Source organism: Herminiimonas sp. GW821-FHT09C12 (assembly GCF_059416385.1).
On sequence record NZ_JBWKPC010000001.1, the window covers coordinates 373,542 to 386,716 of the forward strand.

Sequence of the window (13,175 nt, forward strand, 5' to 3'; positions counted from 1 at the left end):
CCATCGCTGGCGATTTTTCGAATTTAATCCCTTATTATATGGGAACTCACCGCCCATCAACCGGATTACCTAGGCTTGCTTCATGTCTTTACATACAACATCTGATTCCGCTGACGACTTGCGTCTGACGGAACTCAACAAATGGCTAGCCTCTTTACCAGCACCGCTGCTCAAACTGGACTCCTTACGGCCTGCTTCCTCCGACGCAAGTTTCCGCCGTTATTTCCGCATAGACGATGCGGATGGCGCCACTTTTATCGTAATGGATGCCCCACCGCCACAGGAAGACGTACGGCCGTTTATCCATGTTGCAGAGGTTTTTGGCGAAACCGGCGTGTCCGTGCCGAGCATTTTGGCACAAGATATCGACCAGGGCTTTTTGCTGCTGACCGACCTCGGATCGACCACTTATCTGCAATTGCTGAATCCCGACAATGCGCACAAGTTATATATAGATGCCATCGATGCATTGGTGCACATCCAGACTCACAGCAAACCTGCGGTTTTACCCGAATATGATCGCGCTTTGCTGTTGCGCGAACTGATGCTGTTTCCAGAATGGTATATAGGCAAGCATCTTGGCCTGACCATGACAGAAAAGCAAACCACTACACTGAACAATATATTCGAGCTCCTGTTGGCGAATAATCTTGCGCAGGCTCAAGTCTATGTGCACCGCGATTACCATTCACGCAACCTGATGGTGCTGACGCAAGGCAATCCCGGCATACTGGATTTCCAGGATGCTGTATTTGGCCCTATCACTTACGATCTGGCCTCATTGCTACGCGATGCCTACATACAATGGGATGAGGAAATCGTACTGGACTGGGCAATCCGCTATTGGGAACGCGCCAAACGTGCCGGTTTACCGGTCAATCCAGATATCGACTCTTTCTACCGCGATTTTGAATTCATGGGTCTGCAACGACACCTGAAAGTACTGGGTATTTTTGCTCGCCTGCATCACCGCGACGGCAAAGACGCTTATCTGAAAGACCTACCGCTGGTCATGGAATACACCCGTAAAGTGGCCTATCGTTACAAGGAACTGGCACCTCTAGTGAAATTACTGGACGAGCTGGAAGACAAGGCTCCCCAAGTCGGCTATACCTTTTAAGCAACAACACACTCCGGCCTGCCGCTAGCCCTTGGCTACGCAGGTCGCATCAAATATCTATTAACGAAATGCGAACACCATGAAAGCAATGATATTCGCAGCCGGGCGCGGCGAAAGAATGCGTCCGCTCACAGATACTTGCCCCAAGCCGCTGCTCACAGTGCGCGGGCGTCCTTTGATCGTCTGGCACATCCTGAATCTGGTGCGCGCTGGCATCACAGATATCGTGATCAATCACGCCCACCTCGGCAATATGATTGAAGAAACACTGGGCAACGGTGAAAAATTTGGCGCACGTATCAGCTATTCAGCTGAAGGCACGGCACTGGAAACCGCAGGCGGCATTGCCAAGGCGCGCCACCTGCTCGGCGATGAACCTTTTCTGGCTCTTGCAGCCGACATCTACTGCCCCCACTTTGATTTTTCACAAGTGAAAAATGTGCTGGAAGATAACGATGTCTGGGGCAATCCATACCCTGTCGATCAACGCGATGTAGCATGGCTGTATCTGGTAAAGAATCCGGTACATAATCCGCTGGGTGATTTTTCCTTGCACAGTTTTTCCATCGCCAACGAAGGCGAGCCTCGACTGACTTTTTCCGGCATAGGCGTGTATCGCCCTAGCATGTTCGATTCGATAGCAGCCGGTGAATCGGCCAAGCTCGCACCGCTGTTGCGTGAATATGCAGCGCGCGGCCAGGTCGGCGGCGAACTGTATCGCGGCGACTGGACTGATGTAGGCACGGCTGAACGCTTGGCAGAACTGAATGCACCTTTGACAGGACATTACAAATGAAACCGTACACCGATAGACGCGCATCACTGATCGCACAAATGCAAGCCAAAGGCGGCGGCATTGCGATCATCCCGACCGCGCCGGAAGTCATGCGCAACCGTGATGCCGACTATCCGTATCGACACGATAGTTACTTCTATTATTTGTCCGGCTTCACCGAACCGGAAGCCGTGATTGTTTTAGTCGCAGGCGCAAAGAACCAAGCCATATTGTTCTGCCGCGAAAAGAATATGGAACGTGAAATCTGGGATGGCTTTCGCTATGGCCCGGATGTAGCACGCAGCACTTTCGGTTTCGATGCCGCCTATCCGATAGAAGCACTGGATACCGAACTGCCAAAGTTGATGGCGAATGCACCGGCCCTGTTCTACGCACTCGGTAGCGACAGCAAACTCGATACGCAAGTACAAAGCTGGCTGCAAACTGTACGCACACAAGCACGCGCTGGCGTCACACCGCCGACTGCTGCCTACGATGTGCATGTACTGCTGGATGAAATGCGCCTGTTCAAGGGCGCGAGTGAAATCGACATCATGCAACGCTCAGCCGATATCGCCGCCGCAGCACATAGACGTGCGATGCGCATCTCACGCCCAGGCTTGCGTGAATATCATCTGGAGGCAGAAATCCTGCATGAATTCCGCAACAGCGGTTCGCAGTTTCCAGCTTACGGCTCCATCGTCGCCACTGGTGCGAATGCCTGCGTGCTGCACTACCGTGCCAGCGATGCGGAGTTGAAAGATGGCGATCTGGTTTTGATCGATGCTGGTTGTGAACTAGACAGCTACGCATCCGACATTACGCGCACCTTCCCGGCGAACGGAAAATTCTCTGGCCCGCAAAAAGAATTGTATGAAATCGTGCTCGCATCACAAGATGCCGCGTTTGCAGAAACGCGCCCTGGTAAACGTTTCATGGATGGCCACGATGCCGCTGTCAAAGTTCTGGCACAAGGCATGCTGGACACCGGCCTGCTCGACAAGAACAAGGTCGGCTCGCTGGATGATGTGATTACCAGTCGCGCCTATAGCCAGTTCTATATGCACCGCACCGGGCATTGGCTGGGCATGGATGTACACGACGTCGGCGAATACCGAGATGCAGCACCAAATGGCACAGATAAACCATGGCGTACTTTGCAGGCGGGTATGGTGCTGACCGTTGAGCCGGGTATTTACGTTCGTCCGGCAGAAGGCGTGCCAGAAAAATACTGGAATATCGGCATCCGTATCGAAGACGACGCCTTGGTCACGGCTAACGGTTCACACGTCCTGAGCGCAGCAGCACCGAAAACTGTGGCCGATATCGAAGCCTTGATGAAGCACTGATTCGATTGCCATGCAAACTGATTTCGACATCGCCATTTGCGGCGCCGGCCCGGTAGGACTGGCGCTCGCTGCATTATTGGTCAAGCATGGCAAACAAGCTGATCGCATTGCACTGATAGATGCAAAAACCATAGAGCAAAGCGCGCAAGACCCACGCTCAATTGCACTGTCATACGGCAGTCAGCAAATCCTGGAACGGATAGGTGCATGGCCCATTGCAGCGACAGCCATCCATCAAATTCATGTCTCGCGTCGCGGCCATTTTGGCCGCACTCTGATAGACCGTGCTGAATACCATCTGCCCGCACTCGGTCACGTCACACGTTACGGCGCTATCGTCTCCGCTCTGAATGCACTTGCAGGAGCGACGGCGATCAAGATGATACGCCCGCAAAGTGTCAGCAGCATCACGGAAAACGATGGCATGGTGAGCCTGAATTTCACCGAGCATGCGCCATTGTCCGCACAGTTGGTGATACAGGCTGAAGGCGGCATCTATAACGAACAAACAAAGAAAACGCTGCACCGCGACTACGACCAAATTGCGATCGTCGCGCACGTAGATGTCAGCGCAGCGATTTCACATCGTGCTTTTGAACGTTTCACGGATGAAGGGCCGCTGGCATTGCTGCCACAGGAGGATGGCTATGCCTTGGTATGGTGTGTACGTCCGAAAACTGCAGAGCATTTGCTGGCCTTGTCGGATGCAGCATTTTTGCAAGAGCTTGGACGCGCTTTCGGTACGCGCTTGGGCAACTTCACCGCCTGCAGCAAACGCAATTCCTTCCAACTTGGGTTGAATGCAAAACCAGATACATCCGAACGCATGATCGCAATCGGTAATGCCGCTCAAACCTTGCATCCGGTTGCAGGTCAGGGACTCAATCTGGGATTGCGCGATGCCGTAGTACTGGCGCAACTGCTGAGCACACATGCAATGCCGGATGCATTAAACAAGTTCGCAGAAAAACGTCGCACGGATCGCAACACCACCATCCATCTGACCGACATCATGGCGAGAATTTTCGCGGATAACTCTCGCGGAATTATTTCGCAAACCTTGTTGGGGATATCACTAGGCATGGTCGATGCAATCCAGCCTGCCAAGAAATTTCTGGCTGAGCAAATGATGTTTGGTCGACGCCCTTAAGCGGCATTCTTGCTCTGCCCAATAAAAAAGCCGCATCACCAGATGCGGCTTTTTTCATGATTCCTAGCAAATCAGCACAGTGCGCTCGGCACTGTCACTTAAAAATTATTTTGATCAGACGCCGACTTCAGCACGCTGAAATTCTGCCCAATTGACTGTCGATGCTTTTTTAGCACCGCCATGTGTCATGGTTTCGTAGCAGCGGGCTTTGGTAGTTTGGATGGCATCGATCAGGAAGTCCGCGTCGTACACTCTGAGCAAATGCGATTGATGCGTTTCCATATACTTCTTGATGCGATCTCTTTCGCACGACAGGCTTTGCAGCGCGTGGAATGTTTCGTCATCCCAGTGCCAGCTCAGGCCGAGCTCGTAGAACGCTGCATTATAGGCAGCAAGATGGCATTCAACTGCATCACGTATTGGGCATTGTTCAAGTACGGAATTGATCATGGCACTTCCTCTTCTATATGTTCACGTCACTGCGGAACCCTGTCTGCACACCTTTCTACAGACTGCGAACGTATCGTAATGCCCAACAATGATTAGGTATAGTTAAAGTATTTAATCATAATCATTACTTATAACTTATGAATAAGAAGAATAAAAAACTGCTATTTAATGATTTATGACGAGGTTTACGGTGATTATTGACAGTAGTCATAGGCAAACCTTGCTCAGGCAGGATATTGTTGCGACCGGGCTAAATACAGGCCGGTCTGCAATCCGCATCGCTCAATCGCAGGCATCAACAGCAACATCTCGGGATTGATCGCGTCATGAAAGTCATCGTTTTGGGTTCGGGCATTATCGGCACGGCATCGGCCTGGTTTTTGAACAAAGCCGGTCACGACGTCACGGTCATCGAACGCCAACCCGGTGCTGCGCAGGAAACCAGTTTTGCCAATGGTTGCCAGATCTCCGTCTCGCATGCCACACCATGGGCCAACAAGACTGCGCCCATGACCATACTCAAATCGCTAGGCAAGGAAGATGCGCCCTTGCTCTATCGTTTCCGCGCCGAATGGCTGCAGTGGAAATGGGGCATGAACTTTCTGCGTGAATGCACACCAGCACGCACCGTTCACAACATCCATCAAATCGTCGCCATCGCTGAATACAGTCGCCAGACTCTGCAATCTGTACGTGCCGAAGTCGACATAGACTACGACTGCTTAACGCGCGGCATTCTGCACTTCTACACAGATCAAAAAGACTACGACGAATCACTGGCATCAGCCAGCGTGATGCGTGATCTCGGTTGTCCACGTGAGCCCATGACTGTGGATCAAGCAGTGACATTGGAACCAGCGTTAACCCATATCCGCAAGCAAATAGTCGGTGCCGATTTTACTGAAACAGATGAGTCCGGCGACATCTATAAATTCACCACCGGCCTGGCACGCAAAGCGCAAGAGCGCGGCGTCAACTTTCAATTCAACACGACGGTCACACGCCTGATTACAGAAGGAAGCGGCGCTGCAGCACGCATAACCGGTGTTGAAGTGATTGATCCGGAAGGTCGTCACATGACGCTGCACGCGGATGCATTCGTGATGGCGATGGGAAGTTTTTCCGTACCAATGTTGAAACCGCTGGGTATCGATTTGATGATCTATCCGGGCAAAGGCTATTCGGCGACTTATCCGATTGTGAATCCCGATTTGGCACCAACCATATCGCTGATCGATGACGGCTACAAACTGGTTTTGTCGCGACTGGGAAATAAATTGCGTGTGGCTGGCACTTGCGAATTCAATGGTTATTCGCGCGAATTGAATGCCACGCGATGCGAGGCAATTACGCGCAGAACGCGTGAGCTGTTTCCCGATGCTTGCGATTACGAGAGTCCTGCATACTGGGCGGGCCTGCGTCCATTGACGCCATCGAATGTGCCCTATATAGGCAAGACAAAATTCAGTAATTTATTCTTGAATACCGGACATGGTTCGCTAGGCTGGACCATGGGCTGCGGTTCGGGACGTGCGATCGCCGATATTATTTCTGGCGTACATCCAGAGGTAGATTTTGCTTTTACCGGCATTACACCGCGCAAGGCATCTACCCACTCTGTTGTATCAAGCGGCCACAATAATCGCACTGCATAAACAACAAACCCGCTTGAATCGGCTACGCGTTTTCGGCCACTGCAAGATCATCAAAAACAATCCTGTCAGCGCCGCTCAGCAATAAGAAGTGTTTGCCGCTGCAACGCGCAATCAATGACATCTTCAGACGCTCGGCCACCATGTGCCCCATCTGCGTAGCACCGGAGCGCGATAGTAAAAACGGAATGCCCATCTGCGCACCCTTCATCACCATCTCTGATGTCAAACGCCCTGTGGTGTAGAAAATTTTGTCATCACCACGCACATCGTCAAACCACATTTTTCCTGCGATTGCATCGACGGCATTGTGACGACCGACATCTTCAACAAAATGAATCAGCTCACCATTTGCAGAAAACAAGGCGCAACTATGTACCGAACCGGCTTGCTTATAGACCGAACGATGTATGCGTATGGTGTCTATGATTTTGTACAGGGTAGATTGCTTTAAGCGTGCATCAGATGATAAAGAGATGGAATCAATTTCATCCATCAAGCCACCGAACACTGTGCCTTCGCCGCCACCTGTCGTGACCGTACGCTTGGAAGTACGCTCTTCAATATTATCGATACCGTTGCGCGTTACTACCGCCGCCGCATCGACATCCCAATCCACCTGCACCGACAAGATGTCTTCAATATTTTTGATGAAACGCTGATTGCGCAAATAACCCAAGGTCAATGCTTCCGGCGCACCACCCAAAGTCATCAAGGTCACCAGTTCACGCTTGTCGACATAAATCGTTAATGGCTGCTCGGCTGGAATCGCAATCGTTGAGACGCGACCACGCTCATCCATGACTTCAACATCATGTGTCAGCTTGCGAACTGCATTGGATAAAACTGGACGAGCATTCATAGATAACAAATTCAAAATAGTACGACTGCACTCGCAAGCAGCTGATCGTGCGTAGCCATGTTTAACGAGTAAATGAAAATCAGATGTCGTGATTATCGCATTACCAGGCCTGCTCAGGCAGGTAAGCAGGACGAGTGACTTTAATCTATCCAACAGCGACCCAAGGTGTAAACGCGTTCTAGAAGCTGTACGAGTATCATGGATGCTTCAATCTACTTACCTATCTAATGATGCATCCCTCTTACGGCAGCTTGGCATGAGCCCATTTGTTCTTGCATTGGTGCTGTGCGCCGCGCTCTTGCATGCCTCCTGGAATGCCTTATTAAAGAGCAGCGCCGATAGACTAGGCTCCCTCGCCGTAATGACCATAGGCGCAGGTTTGGGTGCGTTACCACTGATATTTTTCCTGCCGCTGCCGCTGGCAGCAAGTTGGCCCTTCATCGCCTTGTCGGCCGTCCTGCATACTGGTTACAACCTGTTCCTGATACGCGCCTACCGGATTGGCGACTTTAGTCAGTCTTATCCCATTGCGCGTGGCTCTTCGCCTTTGCTCGTGACGCTCGGTGCAGCGCTATTTGTCGGCGAAGAAATGAGCATGTTGACATTGCTAGGCGTGATCTTGATTTCCGTTGGCATCATCAGCCTCGCGCACGTCAGAGATCACGTGAATCTTGCAGGCCCCATCGCAGCATTCACCACCGGTGCTTTCATCGCGGCGTACACCATCACTGACGGCATGGGCGCACGTGCATCAGGTGATGCTCTATCCTATTGCGGCTGGCTGTTCGTGCTCGACAGCATACCGCTTGCATTGATCTATCTGTGGCGACACAGGCGCCTGCCAATTACATTGGGCACCAGCGAAACCTGGACCGCACTAGGCGGCGGTGTCATGTCGCTGCTGGCTTACGGCATCGTGATCTGGGCCGTGACGTTGGCACCGATGGGAACCGTATCGGCCTTGCGCGAAACATCAGTACTGTTTGCCGCGCTGATAGGCTGGTTATTCCTCGGTGAAAAATTGAGCATGCGCCGGATACTGTCTTGCCTCTTGATTACGGTCGGCGCTGTCGTGCTGGGACTACACCTCTAGCATCAACATTTCAAAATACTTAATCCAAATAAAAACCGGCACTTGCTGCAAGAGCAAGTGCCGGTTTTTTAACGCTAACTAAACCTGACTAAATCGTCTTAGTTAAGCGCCAGACTATTCGTCAAGTTAGTCAATGCCTGACCACCACCGTAGCTGGTCTGTACCGGAGCAACACCACCCAAAGCAATACGAATTGCGCAGTATTTGAACTCTGGAATCTTGCCGAACGGATCCAGTGCAGCATTCGTCAAACGGTTAATCGCCGCTTCGTAGTAGCAGAACGGTACGAATACCGCGCCGCGTGGCGAGCTATCGTCAGCACGTGCATACAGAGAGACTTTACCGCGACGTGATTCAAGCGTGATGATATCGCCTGGATTGCCCCCCATATTCGCCAAATCCAACGGATGGATCAGAGCGATAGGATCCGGTTCAATCGAATCCAGCACCGTTGCACGACGCGTCATACTACCTGTGTGCCAGTGTTCCAACTGACGACCCGTGATCAAGACCATAGGGTACTCAGCATCAGGACGCTCAGCTGCAGGAATGATATCTGCAGGTACAAAACGCGCACGACCGGATTCACGTGGGAAGCTGTCAACGAACACGACTGGCTCACCTGGATCGCCTTCTTTTTCGCATGGATAGGTCACGGAATCTTCACGTTCCAGACGTTCCCATGTGATACCAGCGATGCTAGGCATGGTGTGACGCATTTCATCGAACACTTCCGACACATGCTTGTACTGCCAATCCAGACCAAGGCGGTTTGCCATTTGCTGAATGATCCACAGATCTTGCTTGGCTTCGCCTGGTGGGTTCAACGCTTGACGACCCATTTGCACCGTACGATCAGTATTCGTGAAGGTACCGGTTTTTTCCGGGAACGCACTTGCAGGCAAGATGACGTCAGCCAGATAAGCGGTTTCAGTCAAGAAGATATCCTGAACAACGAGGTGATCCAAAGCAGCCAATGCTTCACGCGCATGGTTTGCATCTGGATCAGACATCGCTGGGTTTTCACCTTGTACATACAGACCGCGGATTTTGCCGTCGGTGATCGCATGCATGATCTCAACCACGGTCAGACCTGGTTCTGGATCCAGCAAGTCTTCCGACATCTTCCATGCTTTTGCAAAGTTGGCACGGATCTTAGGATCGCTCACGCTTTGGTAATCTGGATACACCATCGGGATCAAACCAGCGTCGGATGCACCTTGCACGTTGTTTTGACCGCGCAATGGATGCAAACCTGTACCTGGACGACCGATTTGACCAGTCATCAATGCCAGTGCGATCAGGCAACGTGCGTTGTCAGTACCGTGGATGTGTTGCGATACGCCCATGCCCCACAGGATCATCGATCCTTTTGAGGTTGCGTACAGACGTGCAACATAACGCAATGTTTCTGCATCGATACCGCAGATAGGCGCCATCAATTCAGGTGTGTAACCTTCAACGTTTTTGCGCAGTTCTTCGTAACCGATGGTGCGGCTTTCGATAAATTCTTTATCGACCAGACCTTCAGTAACGATGACGTTCATCATCGCGTTCAGCATTGCAACGTCGGTATCAGCCTTGAACTGCATGAAGCGATGCGCAATACGCGACATTTCTGTACGACGTGGATCGCAAACGATCAGCTTGGTGCCGTTGCTGACAGCATTCTTGATCCAGGTTGCAGCAACCGGATGGTTCACAGTTGGGTTGGCACCAATGATGATGACAACTTCTGCCTTGGTCACGTCCATTACTGGATTCGACACTGCGCCGGAACCGATACCTTCGAGCAAAGCGACAACTGACGATGCGTGGCACAAGCGTGTGCAGTGATCGACGTTGTTGCTACCGAAACCAGTACGTACCAATTTCTGGAACAGGTACGCTTCTTCGTTACTGCCTTTTGCCGAGCCGAAACCAGCCAACGATTTTTTGCCGTGGGTGTCGCGGATTTTTGCAAAGGTGCCACCGGCAACTTGCAATGCTTCTTCCCATGTCGCTTCGCGGAATACTTCCATTACGCGATCTGGATCCATGATGAAGTCGCCGCTCTTAGGTGCATCAGCACGACGGATCAAAGGCTTGGTCAAACGGTGTGGATGGTTTGCATAATCGAAACCGTAACGACCTTTAACACACAGACGCTCACGGTTAGCAGGACCATCGCGGCCTTCAACGTAGAGAATCTTGTTGTCTTTGATGTTGTAAGTCAGTTGGCAACCGACGCCGCAATATGGGCAGACGGAATCAACTTGTTTGTCAGGAACGTTCATCGCAACATCGCGTGCCGGCATCAGAGCGCCGGTTGGGCATGCTTGTACGCATTCGCCGCAAGCGACGCAAGTCGACGCGCCCATCGGGTCATCCATGTCGAACACGATCTTCGCGTGATCGCCGCGGAATGCCAGGCCGATCACGTCATTTTCTTGTTCGTCGCGGCAAGCGCGTACGCAACGTGTACATTGAATACATGCATCAAGATTGACCGTCATCGCAGGGTGCGAGAAATCAGGAGCGACGCGTGCACGTGCTTCAAAACGTGGCTTGCCGACTTCCATTTTCGCAGCCCATTCGTCCACTTCATTGTGGCGCGTATAGTCAGCTTCTGGCATGTCGGACTGCAACAGTTCCAACACCAGTTTTTGCGATTTCACTGCACGTTCGCTTTCGGTATTTACTTTCATACCGTTGGTCGGGTTACGGCAGCAGGAAGGTGCCAGTACGCGTTCGCCATTGATTTCGACGACGCATGCGCGGCAGTTACCTGCTGTGTCCATACCTTCTTTAAAGCAAAGGTGCGGAATTTCTATGCCTTCGCGCTTGGCGACGGTCAAGATCGTATCGGTTGCACGGCCGGTTACTTCACGACCATTCAACTCAAACGTAACTGTAGGCACTTCGAGTTGTGCCATTTCGCTTCGGGTAATTGCGTTCATTATCTTTTCACCTTAATCCGGGGCTACGTACTTAAGCCAACTCATGCGGGAAGTACTTGACGACACAGTCGATAGGGTTAGGCGCAGCCTGACCCAAACCGCAGATCGACGAATCACGCATCACCTGCGACAGATCTTCCAGCAAACCAACATCCCACTTCGGCTTCTTGATCAATTCTGCTGCTTTGGCAGTACCAACACGGCATGGTGTGCACTGACCGCAAGACTCATGCTTGAAGAAGTCCATCATGTTGCGTGCTGCTTGTACCGCAGTATCTTTATCCGACAAAACGATAACCGCCGCCGAACCGATGAAGCAGCCGTATGGTTGCAAGGTATCGAAATCGAGTGGAATCGTATTCATCGATGCTGGCAAGATGCCGCCCGATGCGCCGCCTGGCAGGTAACCGTAGAAGGTTTGACCATCCAGCATGCCGCCGCAATGTTCGTCGATCAATTCCTGGATCGTGATACCAGCTGGTGCCAGTTTGACGCCAGGATTTTTCACGCGACCGGAGACTGAGTACGAACGCAAACCTTTACGACCATTGCGGCCATGCGATGTAAACCAGTCGCCGCCTTTTTCCAGGATGTCGCGTACCCAGTACAGGGTTTCAAAGTTATGTTCCAGTGTCGGACGGCCGAACAAACCGACTTGCGCCACATATGGCGGACGCAGACGCGGCATACCGCGTTTGCCTTCGATTGATTCGATCATCGCGGATTCTTCACCGCAGATGTAAGCGCCAGCGCCGCGACGCAGGAAAATCTCAGGCATGTTTTCCATCGGTGGATTGGCTTTCAGTTTCGCCAATTCCGCTTCCAGCATGGTGCGGCAACCGTGGTATTCGTCACGCAGGTAGATATAGATAGTTTGGATATCAACAGCCCATGCTGCAATCAACATGCCTTCGAGGAAACGATGCGGATCTTTTTCCAGATAGACGCGATCCTTGAATGTGCCTGGCTCGCCTTCATCGATATTCACAGCCATCAGACGTGGGCCTTTTTCGCCACGCACGATGCGCCATTTGCGACCAGATGGGAAACCTGCACCACCCAGACCACGCAAGCCGGAATCTTCCATCGTCTTGATGACAGACTCAACATCGCGTTCGCCGGAAATACATTTCTTCAGCAGCGCGTAGCCGCCCTCGTTTTGATATGCAGCGAAGTCAGTAATGCTGCCTTCTGCCTGCACGATTTCTTTTTTCTCAACCGCTGCTTGTACTGCTTCGCATGTTGCGTTGATGATCGGATTTTGACCAACGACCGCAACTGGAGCTTGTTCGCAACGACCAACGCAAGGCGCTGCAATCACGCGCACTTCTTTGCCCAAAAGCTTAGGCAACTTGGCCAACATATCTTTCGCGCCGGCCATTTCACATGACAAGCCGTCGCATACGCGAACGGTCAATGCCTGCGGTGCAATACCACCTTCTTTAACGATATCGAAGTGATGGTAGAAGCTCGCCACTTCATACACCTCTGTTTGTGCCAAGCGCATTTCTTGCGCCAGCGCAGCCAGATGGCTGGAAGCCAAATGACCGAATTTGTCTTGGATTTTGTGCAGATGTTCAATCAGCAGATCGGCTTGACGTGATTCGTCGCCCAGCAACGCGCGCACTTCAGCCAATGCAGCAGGGTCAACCCGGCGGCCTTTTGGCGCCTGACGCTTGCGCTCCTTTGTGTTGACTACTTCTTGCACTGCAATTGGAATGACTTTGTGGTTCATGATTGTTCCTAATCAGCTTAAATACCCTGACAGTTATCAGGGTCTTCTCA

General features: G+C 51.8%; 10 protein-coding genes. 6 read left to right on the forward strand and 4 right to left on the reverse strand.

Annotated features, from left to right (window positions below; all coding sequences use genetic code 11):
• Nucleotides 1–82: 82 nt before the first annotated feature.
• The 4 genes from AC07N2_RS01765 to AC07N2_RS01780 all read left to right on the forward strand — a co-directional run bounded on the left by AC07N2_RS01765 (nucleotide 83) and on the right by AC07N2_RS01780 (nucleotide 4,394).
• Nucleotides 83–1,120, forward strand: coding sequence for an aminoglycoside phosphotransferase family protein (locus AC07N2_RS01765; protein ID WP_494776741.1), 1,038 nt, complete (start codon nucleotides 83–85; stop codon nucleotides 1,118–1,120).
• A gap of 79 nt (nucleotides 1,121–1,199) precedes the next feature.
• Nucleotides 1,200–1,916 carry an N-acetylmuramate alpha-1-phosphate uridylyltransferase MurU gene (gene murU, locus AC07N2_RS01770; protein ID WP_494776742.1) on the forward strand — a complete coding sequence of 239 codons (717 nt, stop codon included), beginning with the start codon at nucleotides 1,200–1,202 and terminating at the stop codon, nucleotides 1,914–1,916.
• A complete protein-coding gene (locus AC07N2_RS01775; protein WP_494776743.1) occupies nucleotides 1,913–3,244 on the forward strand; it encodes an aminopeptidase P N-terminal domain-containing protein in 1,332 nt (443 codons plus the stop codon). The genes murU and AC07N2_RS01775 overlap by 4 nt, the downstream gene beginning before the upstream one ends.
• Before the next feature lie 10 nt (nucleotides 3,245–3,254).
• The gene (locus tag AC07N2_RS01780) at nucleotides 3,255–4,394 is read left to right on the forward strand and encodes a UbiH/UbiF/VisC/COQ6 family ubiquinone biosynthesis hydroxylase (RefSeq protein ID WP_494776744.1); all 1,140 of its coding nucleotides are present in this window, start codon (nucleotides 3,255–3,257) and stop codon (nucleotides 4,392–4,394) included.
• A 114-nt stretch (nucleotides 4,395–4,508) separates the two neighbouring features.
• On the opposite strand, the gene AC07N2_RS01785 is transcribed toward AC07N2_RS01780, so the two are convergent.
• Nucleotides 4,509–4,844: an HAD family hydrolase gene (locus tag AC07N2_RS01785; RefSeq protein WP_076592404.1), complete on the reverse strand. Its 336-nt coding sequence runs from the start codon at nucleotides 4,842–4,844 to the stop codon at nucleotides 4,509–4,511.
• A 326-nt stretch (nucleotides 4,845–5,170) separates the two neighbouring features.
• On the opposite strand from AC07N2_RS01785, the gene AC07N2_RS01790 reads away from it, so the two are divergent.
• A complete protein-coding gene (locus AC07N2_RS01790) occupies nucleotides 5,171–6,499 on the forward strand; it encodes a D-amino acid dehydrogenase (RefSeq protein WP_494776745.1) in 1,329 nt (442 codons plus the stop codon).
• 22 nt (nucleotides 6,500–6,521) lie between these two features.
• Here the strand turns inward: AC07N2_RS01790 and AC07N2_RS01795 are convergent, their stop codons facing one another.
• On the reverse strand, nucleotides 6,522–7,358 hold the full coding sequence (locus AC07N2_RS01795) for a formate dehydrogenase accessory sulfurtransferase FdhD (RefSeq protein WP_494776746.1): 837 nt from the start codon (nucleotides 7,356–7,358) through the stop codon (nucleotides 6,522–6,524).
• Between the two features lie 256 nt (nucleotides 7,359–7,614).
• On the opposite strand from AC07N2_RS01795, the gene AC07N2_RS01800 reads away from it, so the two are divergent.
• Nucleotides 7,615–8,451: an EamA family transporter gene (locus AC07N2_RS01800; protein ID WP_494776747.1), complete on the forward strand. Its 837-nt coding sequence runs from the start codon at nucleotides 7,615–7,617 to the stop codon at nucleotides 8,449–8,451.
• A 98-nt stretch (nucleotides 8,452–8,549) separates the two neighbouring features.
• Here AC07N2_RS01800 and fdhF read toward each other — a convergent pair whose 3' ends face one another.
• Together fdhF and AC07N2_RS01810 are read right to left on the reverse strand one after the other, a co-directional pair.
• Nucleotides 8,550–11,390, reverse strand: coding sequence for a formate dehydrogenase subunit alpha (fdhF, locus tag AC07N2_RS01805; protein WP_494776748.1), 2,841 nt, complete (start codon nucleotides 11,388–11,390; stop codon nucleotides 8,550–8,552).
• Between the two features lie 31 nt (nucleotides 11,391–11,421).
• Nucleotides 11,422–13,125 (reverse strand): NADH-ubiquinone oxidoreductase-F iron-sulfur binding region domain-containing protein, encoded by a 1,704-nt coding sequence (locus AC07N2_RS01810; protein WP_494776749.1) that lies wholly within the window; start codon nucleotides 13,123–13,125, stop codon nucleotides 11,422–11,424.
• Nucleotides 13,126–13,175 lie beyond the last annotated feature (50 nt).

Excerpts from the sequence above, each read along its gene's own strand:
- AC07N2_RS01780 (WP_494776744.1), top strand. The coding sequence starts at position 3,255 with ATGCAAACTGATTTCGACATCGCCATTTGCGGCGCCGGCCCGGTAGGA.
- fdhF (WP_494776748.1), bottom strand. The coding sequence starts at position 11,390 with ATGAACGCAATTACCCGAAGCGAAATGGCACAACTCGAAGTGCCTACA.
- AC07N2_RS01795 (WP_494776746.1), bottom strand. The coding sequence starts at position 7,358 with ATGAATGCTCGTCCAGTTTTATCCAATGCAGTTCGCAAGCTGACACAT.
- murU (WP_494776742.1), top strand. The coding sequence starts at position 1,200 with ATGAAAGCAATGATATTCGCAGCCGGGCGCGGCGAAAGAATGCGTCCG.
- AC07N2_RS01810 (WP_494776749.1), bottom strand. The coding sequence starts at position 13,125 with ATGAACCACAAAGTCATTCCAATTGCAGTGCAAGAAGTAGTCAACACA.
- AC07N2_RS01790 (WP_494776745.1), top strand. The coding sequence starts at position 5,171 with ATGAAAGTCATCGTTTTGGGTTCGGGCATTATCGGCACGGCATCGGCC.
- AC07N2_RS01775 (WP_494776743.1), top strand. The coding sequence starts at position 1,913 with ATGAAACCGTACACCGATAGACGCGCATCACTGATCGCACAAATGCAA.
- AC07N2_RS01800 (WP_494776747.1), top strand. The coding sequence starts at position 7,615 with ATGAGCCCATTTGTTCTTGCATTGGTGCTGTGCGCCGCGCTCTTGCAT.
- AC07N2_RS01785 (WP_076592404.1), bottom strand. The coding sequence starts at position 4,844 with ATGATCAATTCCGTACTTGAACAATGCCCAATACGTGATGCAGTTGAA.
- AC07N2_RS01765 (WP_494776741.1), top strand. The coding sequence starts at position 83 with ATGTCTTTACATACAACATCTGATTCCGCTGACGACTTGCGTCTGACG.